This is a genomic window from Nocardiopsis synnemataformans (assembly GCF_965343085.1).
In the GTDB taxonomy this organism is placed as follows: Bacteria; Actinomycetota; Actinomycetes; order Streptosporangiales; family Streptosporangiaceae; genus Nocardiopsis; species Nocardiopsis alborubida.
The window spans coordinates 48,438-63,596 of sequence record NZ_CBDRFA010000012.1; the positions used below are offsets into that span (position 1 = coordinate 48,438).

A 15,159-nucleotide genomic window follows, 5' to 3' on the forward strand; every position below is an offset into this window, starting at 1 on the left:
GTCGGTGGGCCCGGGGCCGGGCGGTCCGGCCCCGGGGATGGGGGCGATCAGACGGCAGAGAACAGGTCCGGCTGCTCCCAGCCGGGCATGACGGGTGCGACCGGGTCCGGAGGCGGTGGGGCGGGCGCGCGGCGGGGCTCCGGTGCAGCCGGTGCGGGCACTGCCGGGCAGACACACTCGCATTCCCGGGGCGGCGTCCACACCCGGCAGTGGGAACCGGGCGCCCAGTACAGGTCCGAACCGTGCGAGTCCAAGATCCAGGTCTCTTCCAGGCGCGGCCACGAGACGCCCATGCAGGTCCCGTGGTAGCCCGCCCGGCACTGGTCACACGCCGGGGTGGCCAGGTGCAGGCATTCAGCCTGGCCGATGCGGCGGGGCTGCATGAGGCGTCGCCCGTGCTGCGGCCTCCAGGCGGTCTGTCTGATCCACGCGGCCTGGTCGTCGGTCAACGGTGGCGGAGCGCTCACTGCCCGCTCCTCTCGGTGGTGGGGTGGGCGTCGGCGTCGAGCTGGCGGGCGGCGCGGCCGGGGTTCGTGGCGGCGGCCAGCTGCTCATTCAGCTCGCGGATGATCTGGTCGTCCCGGGCGCTCTCCTCCTCCAGCTCCGCGATGCGCCGGTCCCGCGCGGCCAGGGCCGGGGCGACGTCGTCCATGACCGCGTCGGTGCGGTGCTGGCCGGGGGTGCCGCCGAGGGCGCTGTTCCACTCTCCGCACGAGCAGGAGCGGTGCCCGGCAAGGTCGACGTCGTCGGGGTCGGTCTCGTGGTCGGCGAGTGCCTGGGCGATCCGGTCGCGGAGGCTGGCGTGGTCCTCGGCGGCCGCCACCTCTTCGCCGTCCTCGGTGCCCAGGAGCGACCCGGCCAGCGCTTCGGCGTGCTCCTCATCGAGGGCCAGGGCGACGGGCTGCCCGGGGTCCGTCGTGCACAGGACCCAGGTCGTGCCGTCCTCGTCCCGGGTGACGATCCGGTCCCAGCGGGCGGCCACGGGGTCAGCGTGCTGCTGGTAGGCGCGGATGCCGAGGGAGAGGGCGGCCAGGAGCGCGCCGATCTGGCGTCCGGTCAGCGGGTGGTCGCCGTAGTGGGCGGCGACGGCGTTGAGGTGGTCGCCGGTGGCGCACAGGGCGGCCTCCAGTCCGACGTGGTCCAGGCCGTGCTGGGCGTCGGCGGCGGCGGTGGCCGTGGTGGTGATCTGCTCAGTCATCGGGGTCGGTCTCCTGTCGGGTGAGGGCGGCGCGGGCGGCCTGGGCGTGGCGGTGGACGGCGTCCGGGGCGGCGGGGCGGCCGGTGGAGGGCATCCACGGCGTGGTGGCCTGGGTGGCGATGGGGCGCCAGCCGCGCGCCCAGAGGGCCTGGACGACGGCGGCGGCCTCGATGTCGGCGTCGGCACGGTCCGAGCGGGGGGTCTGGTCCCGTTGGGCGATGTACCAGGCGACGGCGTCGATGGCCTCGGCGCGGGCGGCGCTGGTCGTGGACGGGCTCATGCGGCGTCCTCCTGTGCGTGGTCGGGGTGGCAGCGGGGGCAGGGGCCAAGGTCGTCGTGAGCGCCGGTGGCGGGGTTGAACCGGATGATGTGGCGGCGGTGCTGGTGGCACTCGCGGGCTCCGCAGTGGTCCGGCATGTCCGGCTCGGGGTCGGCGGTCATGGCGTCGGCGATGACGTCGGCCAGATCGGCGGGGTCCGGCGCGGGGACGTCAGCGACGGGGGCCGGTTCGGGGGCGTTCGGGGCCTCGCAGGCGCGGCAGCGGGTCAGGGCGCCGGTGGTGTCAGGGGTGAGGGTGACGTCGGGGTGCACGCGGCAGGTGCGGGGCGGCTTCCACCCGGGGGTGAACGGCTCGGGGTCCGGGGCCGGGGCGGCGTCCCGTTCGCGGCGGGGGCGGGGCGCGGCGGGCTTCGCAGGGGCGGGCAGGCCGCCGGGGGTGCGGGTCCGGGCCACCCACACCGGCAGGGCCTCGCGGAGGTAGTCCGGGGTGCACCGGCGGGACAGGATCGCGTAGAGCGACATGGTGGTGTCGTGGTCGGCGCGCAGCCACTCCACCAGCTCCGTGCCGCTGACGGCCGGGTCGCCGAGGGCCTTGACGGCGTCCAGGGCGGCGGGCAGGTGCTCCAGGACGAGACGGCGGTGCTGCCACGGCTCCAGGCCCAGCCCGGTGTCCTCCGCGATCTGGGTGACGACCGTGCGGGCGAACAGAGTGCCCTGCTCCGGCGTCGGGCGCTCGGTGGGGGCGATGCCCCACCCGTCGTCGGAGTTGTCCACAGGGTTATCCACAGGGGGCTCGCTCGCGCGCGGCTGCGCGCCCTCCTCCCCCTTCCCCTTCTTCTTAGTACTGGTGTTCTTGGTGTTGGTGTTCTTAGGTGTGCGATCAGCCTCCGTAGGCTCACCCACCGTTGGATCAGCCAAGTTAGGGAAATCGCATTTAGGCTCTGACCTCAGCATTTGCAGCGGAACGAGGTCGTTGCCGTCGAGGTCCTGGGCGAGGTCGGCAACCCGGGCGTCGAGGCTCGTCGGGTCGTCGGTGATGACCCAGTGGGCTCCGCCCAGGTGCCCCAACTCGTTGCGGACGCGGTACCGGCGGAGGTACCCGGCCTTCTCCAGCTCCTTCAGGCCGGACCGGACAGCGGAGATGCCGTCCGGGCTCTTCTCGGCCAGCTGCGTCTCGGTGACGCCCCACCCTTCGCGGTGCGAGGCGATGAGGGCCAGGAGGCCGCGCGCCTTGTACGACAGGCGCTCGTCTCGGATCGCGGCGTTGGCCACGATGGTGAAGCGGTCGCCGCCGAAGCTGCCCCGGTTGATGCTGGCGTAGCTCACGGCGTCCTCCTCCACTGCATGCGGTGCTCATCTCTGGTCGTGCTGGGGGTGGCCGCCCCATGCCCCTCGCGATGGGGCGGCCGGGGGTGGGTCAGGAGTAGTCGTCGAAGTCGGGTTCGGTTGGCTCCGGCATGTCGACGTCGTTGGGCGGGTCGCAGGCCAGGCACGCCATCCCGGTGCGGGCGCACTCGACGCAGTGGCCCTGCTCGGCGGCGATCCGGACCACGGCCTTCTCCCACGCGGCCAGGTACTTCTCGGTGCCGAGCACGATGTAGATGTCGCTGCCGTCGTCCATCGCGCCCAGGCCAACTTCGAGGTGCTGGGCGGCCCAGGCCCGGATACCCGCGAAGCAGTCGGCCTCCAGACGGTGGCGGGTGCCGTGGGTGATGCAGTGCCGGTAGGGGGTCGTGGCGAAGGAGGTAGAGGGGCGGAAAGAAGTCGTCCGGTCCTCAGCGATGTCGAGGTGGGCGGCCAGGCGGCCGAGGGCGAATCCGGCGTTGTCGATCCGGTCCGGCCCGACGCCGAGGCGTCCGCGAACGTAGGCGATCAGGCGCTGCTCGGGGGTCATGAAGTGCTCTCCGATCCTTGGAATGCATCCCTTGAATGCATCATGAGATTACGCCTACGTCTGGCCGGAATGCAACCTGATGATGCATACTCGGATGCATGCCTATGCCTCCCTTGACCCCAGAGCAGGCCGCGGCCCTGGACGCCCTGGACGCGGCCACCGCCCGGTTCCGTGAGACCGAGGCGGCGCACGAGAAGTCCCGGCAGGACGTGCACCAGCACCTGATCGCGGCCCTCTCCACCGGCGTCGGACCCTCCCAGGCGGCGCGGCACTCGCCGTACCAGCGCAACCACGTCGAGAAGATCCGGGACTCGGCGGGTATCGCGAAGCGGCGCTGAGTGGTGCCCGCCGCGACCGGGGCAACCCCAGCAGCCGCGGCGGGACGTGAGCAGCGACCCATCAGAACGGCGCATCCCCGGGCCGGTCGGTGCCAGCGCGGGCGGACGGGTCGAACAGCGTGCCCGCCGTCTCCCGCTGCTCGCGCAACATGTCGAGGATCGTCTGCAACGCCTCCTGGTCCTCCGTGCGCGCGGCGATCTCCAGCGACGACAGACGCACCTCCACCGACCGGGCGATGAAGTCCATGTCGTCGTTCGTGACGACTTCCTCGGTGCGCTTGGCATGGGACACCTCCACCACGGCCAGCCAGGTGCCGGTAGGGCGGGCGAACATGTCGGCGGCGTGCGGCTCCAGGGCCTCGCGGATGCGCCGGTTGGGCTTGCCGCCCTTGACCTTGACCTCGGCACTCATCGGGACGCTCCTGCCTGCTTCGGGGTGGGGATCCACTGGACGTACACGACGTGCTCGCCGTCGCCGTTGGTGAAGAACTTCGGGTGGTAGTAGCCGCCGGTCCGGGCCTCCCAGGCCGGGGAGCCGCCCCGGCGGATCCGAGATGCGGCATCGCGGGCAGCCTCCCGGTGCGCGTACTCGCCCACCAGACGCCAGCGGCGTGGACGCGCACGGGCGGCAGCGGCGACGTCGGCGTGGCGATGCAGCTTTCCGTGGTCGGCGGGCAGCTTGTCCAGCCAGGCCGGGGCGCTCACTGCCCCACCACCAGCGGCGCGCCGAGCCCGGCCGACCGGAGCAGTACGACGGCGGTGGACAGGTGCATCCGCACCGGCGCCTCCTGCACCACATCGGGCACGTCCATCCCGGCCGCTACCACCCGGGCCAGCGCCTGCACGTCCAGGTGCGCCCACCAGGACGCGACCCGGGCGGGACCGTAGTCCTCGCGGGGAGTGACCAGCACGCCCAGGGCGGCCCCGGCGAGGTCGGCAGCGTCCTGGACCTCGTCCAGCCAGTCGCCGATCAGCCCGTCGCCGGAGCGCTCGGCGGTAGCGGAACCGGGGCAGCGCCACAACACGCGGCCGGTCCCGCGAATGCCGACCATGGTGGCCTCGGCGTCCGGCCAGCCGTGAGTGATCAGGTACTGGGTGACGGCGTCTTCGGGGATCATCGGCGGGCCCTTCCGGTCAAGGCCCTGCGCGCGGCGGCCAGCTCCTCCAGGGCGGTGTCGATCTGGTGAAGGGCGGCCAAGTGGTGCACCTCGGCCTCGGACCCGCGGTCCGGGTCGTAGCGGACGTCCGCCCAGGCGTTGACGGCGCGCAGAGCACCGAGGCCGTGGTGGACTCCGGTCCAGGCGTGGCGGCGGGCAGCGGCCTCGCCCGGCAGGCGCCGGGGCAGGATCTGCACGCCCTCCTCGATGAGGGGTGTGGGGCCGGCATGGGCGAACTGGGCGGGGGTCGCGTCGTCGGCAGCGCGGCGGGGCGGCAGGCCGAGCGCGGTCATGAGGGTGCGGAACATGGTCAGGCCTCCATGCGGGCGAGGGCTTCGTCCAGGGCGCGACCGCGCAGACCCTGGGAACGGAGGTAGTCGACAGCGGCATCGCGGCGGCGGCGGTCGGCAGCAGCGCGGGAGGCCACCACCTCGCGGGACGTCGGCGCGGACGCGGGGACGAGGGTCGGCTGTTCCTCCGCGAGCGGAGGCAGGGGCGGGGGCCCGTCGGCGAGACCGAGGATCTCCAGGACTTCCCGGGCGGCGCGCGGGTCGGCCAGGTGCCGGGCCACCAGGGCGCGGGCGCGGGTCTCCTCGCTGAGGGAGATCGGCGGCACCGGCCGGTAGTCGGTGCGGGGTGAGTGGTCGCGGCTGGCCATCAGCGCTCGCCTGCCTCGGGCCGGTAGTGGGCGCCCCGCGGGGTGACCAGGTCGCGCAGCAGGACCTCGGTCGGGTCGGCAGCGCGGGCCAGAGCCAGGTGGCCCTCGGCGGTCCGGCGGCGGCGGCGCTCGGCGAGCAGGACGGGCAGCATCGCGGCGGCGCCCGTGATGAGGCCGACGAGGGTGAAGACGAGGATCACGGGGTGCCTCCGTCGAGGGTGAGCTGGGCGTCCGCGGCGAGCAGGGACCGAAGCTTCGCCACGCCCTTCGGGGTGACCCGCACCTGGGCCGAGAGCATCGGCTCCTCGGTGTGCGGGTGGGTGTACGTGGTGGTGCGGCGCACGAGGCGCCCGGCGTCCACCTGGGACTGGTAGGGCTGGCCGGTCCGGTCGATCCAGTTGAGCCCGCGCAGGTGGGCGAACAGGCGGCGCTGGCCGACGGTGATCCCGGGGGTCCGGCTGAGAATCTGAGCGGCCTGCCGAACCGAGTAGTCACCCGAGGCGTCCGCCAGGTCTCCCCATGCCTCGGCGGCCGGGGCGAGCGCAGCCGCGCGCTGCTCGGCGACGTCGGCGCGGTCGGCCTCGGCGATGACCATCTCGGCCAGGGCTCGGCGGTCCAGCTCGCGGGGCGCCACCTCGTACCGGCCGGTGCGGTGAATGGTGGGCAGTACCTCGCGGGTGACCCACCGCTTGAAGGCGCGCGCCTGAGGGATCTTGCTACCGAGGATCGCGGAGTACAGGCCGGACTCGGTGATGACGGTCATGGGCTGGTCCCCGCCGAGGGTACGCACTGAACGCGTACCCCTTTCGTCGTCGTCCAGGCGGCGGGTCAGGTCCGAGGCCATCCGGTATCCGAGGACGGCGGCCACGTCGGCGGCGACGAACCAGGGGCCATCGTCAGCTTGGAGCGAGCGAACGGTCTGGCCGGTGTCGGGGAAGGTGAAGGGCTGTAGGGACATGGGATCTCCCCTCTGGGGTGGGCCGCCCCCGGCGGGGCAGGGGCGGCCGGGGTGGTGGATCAGGTGTCGGTGGCCTCGGTGAACCGGCCGGGGCGCTCGCGGGCGGCGGGCTCCAGGTCCCGGGAGTGCTTCTCCAACAGGTCGGCCTGGTCGCGGGTCAACTCCTCCAGAGCGGCCAGGCGACCACCCAGGGAGTGAGTCCGGCACGGCTCCGACTCGACCGGCAGACCACAGATCCCGCCCGGCCCGGTGCTGCTGGCAGCGGCGCACACATCGATACCGGTGTCGGGGTCATACACGGCCGGGCCGAGGTCGTACTCGGCGCGGGTGAGGCGGGCGCGGGCGTCCTCCAGCTCGCGCTCCAGTCGGGCGACACGGTCGGCCGAGGCGGGTGCGTCGTCGGCCCAGGTGTACGGCAGTTCGTCAGGCACGGGGGTCCTCCAGGGGGCGGTCGCCGTACACATCGGCGAGCAGGTCAGCAGTGGGTTTCGCGAGGTACGCGGACACGGCGCGTTCGGCGAGCAGGTCGGCCTCGGCCGTGTCGAGCCGGGTAGTCAGGGCCTCCACCGAGCGGCACAGGCGGCGGACCGTGCGGCGGCGGTGCTCGCGTCCGGCGATGACGCCCAGGCCGAACGCGGCCAGCAGCCCGATCACGGTCGCGATGGCGGTGACCACCTCGAAGTCGCTCGCGGCCGGGGCGGCTTCGGGGCCGATGTGCAGGACGGGGGTGTAGAAGAACCCGGCCCAGATGAGGGCGGCAGCCGCGGCGCCGACCCAGAGGCCCAGGCGTATCCCGCCCCACGCGCCGACCGTGTCGAACACGTCGCGGATCATCTGCTGCCTCCGGCGGTGAGGGCGTCGGCGAGCTGGCGGCGCAGGAGTGCGTTCTGGGCACGCTCGGCGTTGACGGTCGCGGTCAGGGTCCCGACCCGGTTAGCGGCGTCGGTGGTGACCTCGGTGAGGGCGTCCAGCTCGCGGATGAGCCGGTCCATCTCGGCGGTCAGGGCGGGCAGGGCGGCGCGGAGAGCGCGGGTCGCCTCGCGGGTGTGCGGGTCGCACGGGGTGGCGGTGCCGCACAGGACCTCGGCAGCCGCGCGGACAGCGGGGGCGGGGAGGGCAGAAGGGGTAGGCTTGGGCACGAGAGGTTGACCTTTCTTCAGGCCCCCACGGCTGTCTTGGCGGATGACGTGGGGGCTTCGTCGTGTCTGGGGTGGGGTCAGGCGGCGTCGCGCTTACCCCAGCGGGCGGCGTGCCCGGCACGGGAAGCCCGCTGGTAGTGCGCTTTGCGTGCGGACTCGGCGGCCAGGCGGCGCTGGTCGGGGTCCATGAGCCCGTCCGGGTCGACCTGGCGGAGCCACTTCTCCTCCAGGGCGGCGCGCGCCTTCGCGGTCCTCTTGGACCGGTCCGGGGTCTTCGCCCAGGACTCGTGCGCGGCCAGGCGGGCGTTCGCGGAGCGGCGTTGCGGGTCGGGGTGAGCCATCAGGCCGCGGCCTCCTCAACGTCGAACAACTCCTCGAACCGGGCGCCGAGGAACAGCAAGCTGCGGGCCACGAACACGCTCGACGGTTGGACCTCTCCGGCGCACAGGCGACCGATGGTGGAGGCGTGCACCCCCAGTTCCTCGGCCTGGGCGGTGGCGGTGGTGCATCCGCGGGCGCTCATCATGCGGCGCCAGGCGGTGACGCGAAGGGTGATCCGAGGATCGTTCTTGCCTTGCATGCACGCAAGATTAGGTGTCCGATTGCTCCCGCGCAAGCCGGAAAAGGCGCTGCCAGGCCGGTGGTAGCTACATGTTGCGCGCGTGCAACCGCACACCTGTACGCAAGAACCCCGGTCTAGTAAGGGTTTTGTTGCCTAGATGAAAGACTTAGGGGGTGCTAATTTTGCATGCATGCAAGCCAAGACTTCCCCAGCCCAGTGGCACCCGAAGCGCTTCCGCGACGCCCTGAAGCAACTCCGCGAGCACCTGAAGGTCAAGCAAGTGACGTTCGCCAGGTGGGCCGACGTCGGCGAACCCCAGGTAAGCCGGTGGAGCGCCGGAAAATCGCGGCCCGGCTACGACTCCCTACGGCGCATGCTGATGGAGGCGATCGCCCAGCGCCCCGACGACGAAGTCGTGCACCGCCTGGCGGCCGCCGTCAGCGACGCAGCGGGCTACCCGCAGATGCCACTCGCGCCGGAGTACGAGACCGAAGAGTCGGCCAGCCCGTACAGCGATCAGGCGTGGAAGATCGTGACCTCACTGGAGGCCAAGGCCAAGAAGGCCGGGCTGCCTCCAGAGCTGGAGCGCGCCCTCATCGAGCAGGCCATGGAGAACGCGGAACGTCAGGCCGAAATGATGTTCGACGCGGGGCTACGGCGCTACGAGCAGGGCGAGGCCGGGGAGTAGGCGCACCATCATGACCGAATGCGGCCATTTTTTATGTAAACCAATTACTCTACGTATCTTTACCTTTCGGAAAACTGAAGTGCTGCATAACCTCTAGCAAAGCCAGAACCGGACATTTAGCATGATCATCCCCGCTTCCACCACGGGACCCAAGCAGCACAGGGAGGGGATACACCCATGCCGCTGCACCCCCACATCCAGGCACAACGCAGTGCCACCATCTACGACCTTCGCCCCCGGTTCAGTGTCACCCTCGACACCCTGCCCCCCGACAAGGCCCTCATCTGCCGAGAGATCGCCCCCGGGCACTGGCTGGCCGTCGTCCGAGACGGAGCCGAGTACGGCGAGATCGCCATGGCCTACGCCTTCGCCGAAGAGATCCCGCCGTGGATCAGCCCGCGGATCTACGGCATCCTCGGCATCGTCAACCCCGCCGTGGACCTGGCCGCCTACCACCGGACCCGCTGGTGGGGCCTGGACTGGCCCATCAGCCCCACGGCCGTGCACCTGCTGGAGGAGGCCGGGGCCGGGCTGGTCACCCGCTGGAACCACTCCTGGCTGGCGACGGCGGCAGCCTGACACGTCAGCACACAACAGCGCCCCCGCACCGAGGGAAACGGTACGGGGGCGCCGTGCTGTGCGGGGGTCAGAACCGGTCGCCGGGGGAGAACTCCGCGTGGGCGGCCTGGGCGCGCTGGTCGGCCGCGTACCCGGCGTACAGCTGGACCATCTGCATGGAGGACCACCCGGCGATACGCATCAGGTCCGACTCGGTACCACCCGAGGACATCCACAGGTGCGCGAACGTCCTGCGGAACCGGTGCGGATGGACACCGGTCTCCAACCCGGCCTGCTCCGCCCGGCGGTCCAGAGCCCGCTGGACGCCCTTCACGCCCAGGGCGCCGCGGATACCCAGCAGCAGCGCGCCGTCGCCAGCCTGGGGGCGTTGTGCGCGCGCACGCAGGTACCGGTCCATGTCCCGGGCGGCCGCCTTGCCGATGGGCACCATGATGACCTTGCCGCCCTTGAGGCGGATGCGCAGCAACTTCCTCGCCAGGAACACGTCGTTGTGGCCTGGGTTGTCGACCTCGGCGTGCTCCGGTGCTGGGTCGTAGCGCAGCCCGCACAGGCCGGACACGCGCATGCCGGTGTCGAGCAGCAGCCGGATGATGAGCCGGTCGCGCCGCTCCATGAAGTCACGCGACCGTTCCGGGCAGGTCGCCAGCAGGGCACGAATGTGCTCGTCCTCCAGCTGCGGACGCGGGACCGCGGCAACTTTCGGCCGGGGCACCTTCGCCATGGGGTTGCCCTTGCCGCTCAGCTCGCCTTCCTCCTCCAGCCAGGTGAAGAGCGGCCCCAAGTTGCGCCAGTGGAACGCGGCGTTGCCGGGGCTGGTGGTCTCCCGCGCGTGCGCGAGGAACATCTCCAGGTGCTTACGGAGGATCTTCTTCGGGGCGGTGGGGAGGTCGTTCTCCTCCAGGAAGCACCCGAGCCTGCCCATGGTGAAGAAGTAGTTCCGCTTGGTGCCGCTCGCTCGTCCGGCGGCGTCCAGGGAGTACTCCCAGGAGGGGCGCAGGCGCCACAGGACGCAGTCCGGGGAGGGGGAGGGGTAGCGGTGGCCGGGGCCTGCCATGGGGGTCTCCGAGGGGTGTGTGAGGGTGTGTTTCCTGGGGGCATGATCGCACCCCCAGATGCCGCTGTGCGACGCTCCTGTTTCGGGCAGCGCCGGAGAATCCCCAGGTCAGGATCACATTTCGGCCACGAAGTTGGCGGGGGGCTGGTCGTACTACCCGTTGTCGTACCCCCAGGTTAAATCCTCATCACCTACGGGACAAGGGATAACGGCCCCGGGGCGAGGTGGGCGTGGAAGTGGTCGGCGCCCTCGCACCAGTGCACGCGCGGGGCCCGGGTGAGGAACGCCGCGGTGATCATGCGCGCACGGTTGTGCACGAACACCGGCAGGGTCGGGCCGGGGCGCTCGACCGCGGCGGCCAGGGCGGGATGGTCGTGGACGCGGAGGTCCTGTGTGAACAGGACGATGGCGGCGGGCGCCAAGCGGCACTCCTTCGCTGGACGTATTCGTGTGGACACTCCAGAACCTTCGGGGAAAAGCCGGTGCTCAGGCCGCTGACCGGGTAGGAAGGGCGCATGAGCACACGGCTTCCTCCTGCGCCCGACGCGCGGGTCCGCCCCAGGGTCGGGGTGTCCAGCTGTCTGCTCGGCGCTCCGGTCCGCTACAACGGCGGGCACTCACGTTCGCGCTTCCTCACCGACGAGCTCGACCGCCACGTGGACTGGCTGCCGGTCTGCCCGGAGGCGGAGATCGGCCTGGGCGTCCCGCGCCCCACCCTGCGCCTGCAACGCCGGGAGGGGCTGGACCGGGTGGTCTCCAGCGCGGACGGCGCCGACCGCACCGAGGAACTGGCCGAGGTCGCCGACCACCACCTGGCCCAGCTGCGCCGTCTGGACGGGTACGTGCTCAAGAACAAGTCGCCCAGCTGCGGCCTGTTCGCCCTGCCCGTGTTCGACCGGGGCGGCGGCCGGGTGGACGGCAGGGGCCGGGGCGCCTTCGCCCAGCGGCTCACCGATCTGCTCCCCTCCCTTCCCGTGGAGGAGCAGGGCCGCCTGATGGACCCCGTGCTGCGCGAGCTGTTCGCCCAGCGCGTCTTCGCGCACGCGCGGCTGCGTCACCTGTGGGAGTCCGACTGGCGTCCGCGCGACCTGGTGGCCTTCCACACCCGCCAGAAGCTCCAGCTGATGTCGCACTCCCCGGAGGGCTACCGGGAGACGGGCAGGATCGTGGCGCGTGCCGGCACCGACGCCCCCGAGGAGATCCGGGCGGTCTACACCGAGGCCTTCCACCGGGCGATGGCCGTGCGGCCGAGCCGGGGCAAGCACGTCAACGCCCTCCAGCACGCCTTCGGGATGCTGAGCCCGCTGCTGGACGACGCCCGCAGGCACGACCTGCTGGGGGCGATCGAGGACTACCGGCACGAACAGGTGCCGCTGAGCGTCCCGGTGGCGCTGCTGCGCCACCACTGCGCGGCGGAGGAGGTCGGGTGGGCCCGCGACCAGACCTACCTGCGCCCCTACCCGGACGACCTGCGACTGCGGCACGCGGTCACGGTCTGACCACGAAGAGGGGAGATCTCCCCCTGTTCCGAGACCCAACACACATGGCCCATTACACTCAGTAACGTTCCTTCGGTCCCCCGACAGGGTGCCGCTGACCCGACCCTGAGGTTTCGGTGTGTTCGCGTCCTTCTCCAGGCGGGCCTTCGTGCTCGCCTCCTCCTGCGTGGTCGCCACGGCAGCCGCGACGCTGGCCACGGTCCCGCCCGAGGAGCTGACGGAGCGACTCGAATCCGGCCTGGGCCCCGAGCCCCGGCTGGCCGACAGCCAGACGCGCTTCTCCCCGCTCCAGGAGTCCTCCGCCTCCGCGCTCCTGCCCCGCCCCGGACAGGTCGCGGCCTGCGCCGCGCCCGGCAGGGACGAGGTCGTCACCCTGCCCGACACCGGCGCGCCCGAGGGCGGCCGCCCCCTGTGGATCCGGCGCCCCTCGGGCCCCGACAGCGCGGACCTGCCCGTGCTCTACCTGCTGCACGGATCGGCCTCCACCCACGAGACGCTCATGGACGAGGACATCGGTGCGCTCCTGGACCGGCAGATGTGCCGTTCGGGGGTCGAGTTCGTCATCGCCGCCCCCTACGGCCAGGAGAGCGGTAACTCCACCACCGAGTGGGGCGACGCCGCCGACGGGGGGTTCGCGCTGGAGAGCTTCGTCACCGGCGCGGCCGTGGAGGCCGTCGAGGGCGAGCACACGCGCCCCCGCGAGCTGCGCGCCGTCGGCGGGTTCTCCATGGGCGGGTACGGGGCGACGGCGCTGGCGCTGCGCAACCCCGACCTCTACACCCAGGTGGTGTCCTGGGCCGGGTACTTCCGGGTGGACGACCCGCACGGTGTCTTCGGCGGCGACACCGAGCCGCACTCCCCCGACCGGCTGCTCGGCTCCGAGGAGGTGCGCGACCTCAGGTTCATGCTGGTGGAGGGCACCGAGGACCACACCCCGCTCCAGGAGGGCAGCATCCACGGTGAGGCCGAACGCTTCTCCGGCCTGCTCACCGAACGCGGTATGACGGTCGCCACGCTCCACCCGCACGGAGGCCACGACTTCACGACCTGGAAGCGCTCCTTCGCCGACGCCGTCGACTTCCTGGTCTCGGGCTGGACCTCCGCACCTTGACATCCTCTCCCGCCTGAAGACCGGGAGAATCCAGCTAACGGAACCCGTCCGCCGCTGGTGGTCTACGCCTCAAAGCCCGCCTGACGGCGAGGGCTCCACGTCCTGGCACCCACCATGTCCTGGGGCCCTTGCTGCCTCACCGCGTGCTCGACGTTGCGCGCGGCGTTGGTGTCGGCGTGCGCGACACGCCCGCACCCGGGTGCCTTGCACACGAACCGGTCCGTACGACGCAACCGGTTCGAGGTCGCCTGTCCGGGTGTGCGGTGACGCCTCTGCCGGGCGGCTTTCTTCTCCAGAGAGCCACGGCCCGTGTTCGCGGAACGTGCCGTCGGACAGGGCGAGCGGCTGGGCGATGCCCCGGTCGATCCCCACCCCGGGGCCGGTGTGCAGGGTCGATTCCTTGACCTGGGTACGCACACGCAGCACCACGTGCCAGCCGTTGGCCTCCCGCACCAACCGCGCCCCGGTGACCCTGTTCGCCGCGTCGGCGTGCTTACCCACGGGCAGGTCCCTGGTCCATCGGAACCGGACCACACCGACCTTGGGGATCCTCACACTCCCCCAGGTGCGGGTGATGCACCCACCGATTGAAGCCGGTGGCGCTCTCACACAAGAGAGGTAGGTCACGCGGTGTGCACACCCTGCCCCCCTCGCACTGACCAGTGGGGAACAGTGTGTACCTTCGTCGCTGTTGACGACAGCGGCTGCGCACACGACCTGAAGGGACCTCCGGTGTCTGGAATCGTTCCCGTGGGAGAGCAGACGGCGGTCCCGTCCCGGGTCGCGACCGTCAGTCTGCACACCTCCCCGCTCGACCAGCCCGGCACCGGAGACGCCGGAGGCCTGAACGTGTACGTGGTCGAGGTGGCCCGGCGCATGGCCGAACGCGGCGTGGCCGTGGACGTGTTCACCCGCGCGACCCGTGCCGACCTTCCCCCGGTGGTGGAGCTCGCCCCGGGTGTGAACGTGCGGCACGTGCCCGCCGGGCCCTACGGCCGCCTGGACAAGAACGCCCTCGCCGAGCACCTGTGTCCGTTCATCTTCGGGATGCTGCGGGCCGAGGCGCAGAACGAACCCGACCACTACGACCTCGTGCACGGGCACTACTGGCTGTCCGGCCAGGCAGGTGTGGTGGCCGCCCGCCGCTGGGGCGTGCCCCTGGTGCAGTCCATGCACACCATGGCCCGGGTGAAGAACGCCTCCCTGGCCGACGGTGACGCCCCCGAGCCCGAGGCGCGGTTGCGCGGGGAGGACCAGCTGGTCCGCCAGGCCGACCGGCTCATCGCCAACACCGACGACGAGGCCCGCCAGCTCCGGGAGCACTACGGCGCCCGCGACGGCCAGATCAGCGTCATCCCCCCGGGCGTGGACCTGGAGGTGTTCAGCCCCGGTTCGCGCCGGGACGCGCTGGCGCGGATCGGGCTGCCCGCGGGCACCGAACTCCTGCTGTTCGTGGGGCGCGTGCAGCGGTTGAAGGCCCCCGACGTGCTCATCCGGGCCGCCGCCGCGCTGCTGGAGCGCGACCCCTCACTGCGTTCGCGCCTGGTGGTGGGCGTGGTCGGCGGCCTGTCGGGCGGTGGGATGCGCGAGCCCGGGCTGCTCACCGACCTGGCCCGCTCCCTGGGCGTGGCGGACGTGGTGCGGATCGAGCCGCCGCAGAGCCGCGAGCGGCTGGCCGACTACTACCGCGCGGCCGCGGTGACCGTGGTGCCGTCCTACTCGGAGTCCTTCGGCCTGGTGGCGGTGGAGTCGCAGGCGTGCGGCACCCCGGTCCTGGCAGCGCGCGTGGGTGGCCTGACCACGGCCGTGGCGGACGGGACCTCCGGGATCCTGGTGCGGGGGCACAACCCGGACGACTACGCGGCCGAGCTGCACCGGATGATCGCCGAACCGGCGTGGCGTGCCAAGCTGGCGATCGCGGCACCCGCGCACGCCGCCACCCTGGGCTGGTCGCGGACCGTCGACGAACTGCTGGACGTGTACCGGGCGATCACCGCCCCCCGCGAGCTGCCCCTGGCGGCGTGCCGGTGACAGAGGAGGAGGGG

General features: G+C 72.0%; 25 protein-coding genes. 6 read left to right on the top strand and 19 right to left on the bottom strand.

Features of this window, described 5'->3' with window-relative positions; all coding sequences use genetic code 11:
• Window positions 1-47: 47 nt before the first annotated feature.
• The 5 genes from ACSIH6_RS09215 to ACSIH6_RS09235 form a co-directional block, all read right to left on the bottom strand.
• Window positions 48-467, bottom strand: coding sequence for a DUF6248 family natural product biosynthesis protein (locus ACSIH6_RS09215; RefSeq protein WP_435107810.1), 420 nt, complete (start codon window positions 465-467; stop codon window positions 48-50).
• Window positions 464-1,198 (bottom strand): hypothetical protein, encoded by a 735-nt coding sequence (locus tag ACSIH6_RS09220; protein ID WP_435107811.1) that lies wholly within the window; start codon window positions 1,196-1,198, stop codon window positions 464-466. Before ACSIH6_RS09220 ends, ACSIH6_RS09215 begins: the two co-directional genes overlap by 4 nt.
• The gene (locus ACSIH6_RS09225) at window positions 1,191-1,478 is read right to left on the bottom strand and encodes a hypothetical protein (RefSeq protein ID WP_435107812.1); all 288 of its coding nucleotides are present in this window, start codon (window positions 1,476-1,478) and stop codon (window positions 1,191-1,193) included. Before ACSIH6_RS09225 ends, ACSIH6_RS09220 begins: the two co-directional genes overlap by 8 nt.
• Window positions 1,475-2,803 carry a helix-turn-helix domain-containing protein gene (locus ACSIH6_RS09230; protein ID WP_435107813.1) on the bottom strand — a complete coding sequence of 443 codons (1,329 nt, stop codon included), beginning with the start codon at window positions 2,801-2,803 and terminating at the stop codon, window positions 1,475-1,477. The genes ACSIH6_RS09225 and ACSIH6_RS09230 overlap by 4 nt, the downstream gene beginning before the upstream one ends.
• 91 nt (window positions 2,804-2,894) lie before the next feature.
• Complete coding sequence (locus tag ACSIH6_RS09235; protein WP_435107814.1) at window positions 2,895-3,371, bottom strand: hypothetical protein; 477 nt, start codon at window positions 3,369-3,371, stop codon at window positions 2,895-2,897.
• A 98-nt stretch (window positions 3,372-3,469) separates the two neighbouring features.
• On the opposite strand from ACSIH6_RS09235, the gene ACSIH6_RS09240 reads away from it, so the two are divergent.
• Window positions 3,470-3,709 carry a hypothetical protein gene (locus ACSIH6_RS09240; protein ID WP_435107815.1) on the top strand — a complete coding sequence of 80 codons (240 nt, stop codon included), beginning with the start codon at window positions 3,470-3,472 and terminating at the stop codon, window positions 3,707-3,709.
• Between the two features lie 61 nt (window positions 3,710-3,770).
• Here the strand turns inward: ACSIH6_RS09240 and ACSIH6_RS09245 are convergent, their stop codons facing one another.
• The 12 genes from ACSIH6_RS09245 to ACSIH6_RS09300 all read right to left on the bottom strand — a co-directional run bounded on the left by ACSIH6_RS09245 (window position 3,771) and on the right by ACSIH6_RS09300 (window position 8,201).
• On the bottom strand, window positions 3,771-4,121 hold the full coding sequence (locus ACSIH6_RS09245; protein WP_435107816.1) for a hypothetical protein: 351 nt from the start codon (window positions 4,119-4,121) through the stop codon (window positions 3,771-3,773).
• A complete protein-coding gene (locus tag ACSIH6_RS09250; protein WP_435107817.1) occupies window positions 4,118-4,414 on the bottom strand; it encodes a hypothetical protein in 297 nt (98 codons plus the stop codon). Before ACSIH6_RS09250 ends, ACSIH6_RS09245 begins: the two co-directional genes overlap by 4 nt.
• Window positions 4,411-4,827, bottom strand: a complete 417-nt coding sequence (locus ACSIH6_RS09255; protein WP_435107818.1) for a hypothetical protein — start codon at window positions 4,825-4,827, stop codon at window positions 4,411-4,413. The genes ACSIH6_RS09250 and ACSIH6_RS09255 overlap by 4 nt, the downstream gene beginning before the upstream one ends.
• Complete coding sequence (locus ACSIH6_RS09260; RefSeq protein WP_435107819.1) at window positions 4,824-5,174, bottom strand: hypothetical protein; 351 nt, start codon at window positions 5,172-5,174, stop codon at window positions 4,824-4,826. The genes ACSIH6_RS09255 and ACSIH6_RS09260 overlap by 4 nt, the downstream gene beginning before the upstream one ends.
• Window positions 5,175-5,176: 2 nt before the next feature.
• Window positions 5,177-5,524, bottom strand: coding sequence for a hypothetical protein (locus ACSIH6_RS09265; RefSeq protein WP_435107820.1), 348 nt, complete (start codon window positions 5,522-5,524; stop codon window positions 5,177-5,179).
• Complete coding sequence (locus ACSIH6_RS09270) at window positions 5,524-5,724, bottom strand: hypothetical protein (RefSeq protein WP_435107821.1); 201 nt, start codon at window positions 5,722-5,724, stop codon at window positions 5,524-5,526. Before ACSIH6_RS09270 ends, ACSIH6_RS09265 begins: the two co-directional genes overlap by 1 nt.
• Complete coding sequence (locus ACSIH6_RS09275; RefSeq protein ID WP_435107822.1) at window positions 5,721-6,482, bottom strand: phage antirepressor KilAC domain-containing protein; 762 nt, start codon at window positions 6,480-6,482, stop codon at window positions 5,721-5,723. Before ACSIH6_RS09275 ends, ACSIH6_RS09270 begins: the two co-directional genes overlap by 4 nt.
• A 59-nt stretch (window positions 6,483-6,541) precedes the next feature.
• Window positions 6,542-6,913, bottom strand: a complete 372-nt coding sequence (locus ACSIH6_RS09280; protein WP_435107823.1) for a hypothetical protein — start codon at window positions 6,911-6,913, stop codon at window positions 6,542-6,544.
• On the bottom strand, window positions 6,906-7,316 hold the full coding sequence (locus ACSIH6_RS09285) for a hypothetical protein (protein WP_435107824.1): 411 nt from the start codon (window positions 7,314-7,316) through the stop codon (window positions 6,906-6,908). The genes ACSIH6_RS09280 and ACSIH6_RS09285 overlap by 8 nt, the downstream gene beginning before the upstream one ends.
• Window positions 7,313-7,621: a hypothetical protein gene (locus tag ACSIH6_RS09290; protein WP_435107825.1), complete on the bottom strand. Its 309-nt coding sequence runs from the start codon at window positions 7,619-7,621 to the stop codon at window positions 7,313-7,315. The genes ACSIH6_RS09285 and ACSIH6_RS09290 overlap by 4 nt, the downstream gene beginning before the upstream one ends.
• A 77-nt stretch (window positions 7,622-7,698) precedes the next feature.
• Window positions 7,699-7,962: a hypothetical protein gene (locus ACSIH6_RS09295; protein ID WP_435107826.1), complete on the bottom strand. Its 264-nt coding sequence runs from the start codon at window positions 7,960-7,962 to the stop codon at window positions 7,699-7,701.
• Complete coding sequence (locus tag ACSIH6_RS09300) at window positions 7,962-8,201, bottom strand: hypothetical protein (RefSeq protein ID WP_435107827.1); 240 nt, start codon at window positions 8,199-8,201, stop codon at window positions 7,962-7,964. Before ACSIH6_RS09300 ends, ACSIH6_RS09295 begins: the two co-directional genes overlap by 1 nt.
• A 172-nt stretch (window positions 8,202-8,373) precedes the next feature.
• Here ACSIH6_RS09300 and ACSIH6_RS09305 point away from each other — a divergent pair, with 172 nt between their 5' ends.
• Together ACSIH6_RS09305 and ACSIH6_RS09310 are read left to right on the top strand one after the other, a co-directional pair.
• Window positions 8,374-8,871 (top strand): helix-turn-helix domain-containing protein, encoded by a 498-nt coding sequence (locus ACSIH6_RS09305; RefSeq protein WP_435107828.1) that lies wholly within the window; start codon window positions 8,374-8,376, stop codon window positions 8,869-8,871.
• A 177-nt stretch (window positions 8,872-9,048) separates the two neighbouring features.
• Complete coding sequence (locus ACSIH6_RS09310) at window positions 9,049-9,450, top strand: hypothetical protein (RefSeq protein ID WP_435107829.1); 402 nt, start codon at window positions 9,049-9,051, stop codon at window positions 9,448-9,450.
• Window positions 9,451-9,517: 67 nt separating this feature from the next.
• Here the strand turns inward: ACSIH6_RS09310 and ACSIH6_RS09315 are convergent, their stop codons facing one another.
• On the bottom strand, window positions 9,518-10,504 hold the full coding sequence (locus ACSIH6_RS09315; RefSeq protein ID WP_435107830.1) for a tyrosine-type recombinase/integrase: 987 nt from the start codon (window positions 10,502-10,504) through the stop codon (window positions 9,518-9,520).
• A 191-nt stretch (window positions 10,505-10,695) separates the two neighbouring features.
• Window positions 10,696-10,926 carry a deoxyribodipyrimidine photo-lyase gene (locus ACSIH6_RS09320; RefSeq protein ID WP_435107831.1) on the bottom strand — a complete coding sequence of 77 codons (231 nt, stop codon included), beginning with the start codon at window positions 10,924-10,926 and terminating at the stop codon, window positions 10,696-10,698.
• A 93-nt stretch (window positions 10,927-11,019) separates the two neighbouring features.
• Here ACSIH6_RS09320 and ACSIH6_RS09325 point away from each other — a divergent pair, with 93 nt between their 5' ends.
• The 3 genes from ACSIH6_RS09325 to mshA all read left to right on the top strand — a co-directional run bounded on the left by ACSIH6_RS09325 (window position 11,020) and on the right by mshA (window position 15,145).
• Window positions 11,020-12,003, top strand: a complete 984-nt coding sequence (locus ACSIH6_RS09325; protein WP_435107832.1) for a YbgA family protein — start codon at window positions 11,020-11,022, stop codon at window positions 12,001-12,003.
• A 118-nt stretch (window positions 12,004-12,121) separates the two neighbouring features.
• The gene (locus ACSIH6_RS09330) at window positions 12,122-13,114 is read left to right on the top strand and encodes an alpha/beta hydrolase (protein ID WP_435107833.1); all 993 of its coding nucleotides are present in this window, start codon (window positions 12,122-12,124) and stop codon (window positions 13,112-13,114) included.
• Window positions 13,115-13,846: 732 nt separating this feature from the next.
• Window positions 13,847-15,145 (top strand): D-inositol-3-phosphate glycosyltransferase, encoded by a 1,299-nt coding sequence (mshA, locus tag ACSIH6_RS09335; protein WP_435107834.1) that lies wholly within the window; start codon window positions 13,847-13,849, stop codon window positions 15,143-15,145.
• Window positions 15,146-15,159: the final 14 nt, after the last annotated feature.

What these genes read in the sequence shown, in the direction of transcription:
- ACSIH6_RS09265 (WP_435107820.1), bottom strand. Translation starts at nt 5,524, where the DNA reads ATGGCCAGCCGCGACCACTCACCCCGCACCGACTACCGGCCGGTGCCG.
- ACSIH6_RS09305 (WP_435107828.1), top strand. Translation starts at nt 8,374, where the DNA reads ATGCAAGCCAAGACTTCCCCAGCCCAGTGGCACCCGAAGCGCTTCCGC.
- ACSIH6_RS09285 (WP_435107824.1), bottom strand. Translation starts at nt 7,316, where the DNA reads ATGATCCGCGACGTGTTCGACACGGTCGGCGCGTGGGGCGGGATACGC.
- ACSIH6_RS09225 (WP_435107812.1), bottom strand. Translation starts at nt 1,478, where the DNA reads ATGAGCCCGTCCACGACCAGCGCCGCCCGCGCCGAGGCCATCGACGCC.
- ACSIH6_RS09295 (WP_435107826.1), bottom strand. Translation starts at nt 7,962, where the DNA reads ATGGCTCACCCCGACCCGCAACGCCGCTCCGCGAACGCCCGCCTGGCC.
- ACSIH6_RS09325 (WP_435107832.1), top strand. Translation starts at nt 11,020, where the DNA reads ATGAGCACACGGCTTCCTCCTGCGCCCGACGCGCGGGTCCGCCCCAGG.
- ACSIH6_RS09255 (WP_435107818.1), bottom strand. Translation starts at nt 4,827, where the DNA reads ATGATCCCCGAAGACGCCGTCACCCAGTACCTGATCACTCACGGCTGG.
- ACSIH6_RS09300 (WP_435107827.1), bottom strand. Translation starts at nt 8,201, where the DNA reads ATGCAAGGCAAGAACGATCCTCGGATCACCCTTCGCGTCACCGCCTGG.
- ACSIH6_RS09260 (WP_435107819.1), bottom strand. Translation starts at nt 5,174, where the DNA reads ATGTTCCGCACCCTCATGACCGCGCTCGGCCTGCCGCCCCGCCGCGCT.
- ACSIH6_RS09315 (WP_435107830.1), bottom strand. Translation starts at nt 10,504, where the DNA reads ATGGCAGGCCCCGGCCACCGCTACCCCTCCCCCTCCCCGGACTGCGTC.
- ACSIH6_RS09245 (WP_435107816.1), bottom strand. Translation starts at nt 4,121, where the DNA reads ATGAGTGCCGAGGTCAAGGTCAAGGGCGGCAAGCCCAACCGGCGCATC.
- ACSIH6_RS09235 (WP_435107814.1), bottom strand. Translation starts at nt 3,371, where the DNA reads ATGACCCCCGAGCAGCGCCTGATCGCCTACGTTCGCGGACGCCTCGGC.
- ACSIH6_RS09220 (WP_435107811.1), bottom strand. Translation starts at nt 1,198, where the DNA reads ATGACTGAGCAGATCACCACCACGGCCACCGCCGCCGCCGACGCCCAG.
- ACSIH6_RS09275 (WP_435107822.1), bottom strand. Translation starts at nt 6,482, where the DNA reads ATGTCCCTACAGCCCTTCACCTTCCCCGACACCGGCCAGACCGTTCGC.
- ACSIH6_RS09240 (WP_435107815.1), top strand. Translation starts at nt 3,470, where the DNA reads ATGCCTATGCCTCCCTTGACCCCAGAGCAGGCCGCGGCCCTGGACGCC.
- ACSIH6_RS09310 (WP_435107829.1), top strand. Translation starts at nt 9,049, where the DNA reads ATGCCGCTGCACCCCCACATCCAGGCACAACGCAGTGCCACCATCTAC.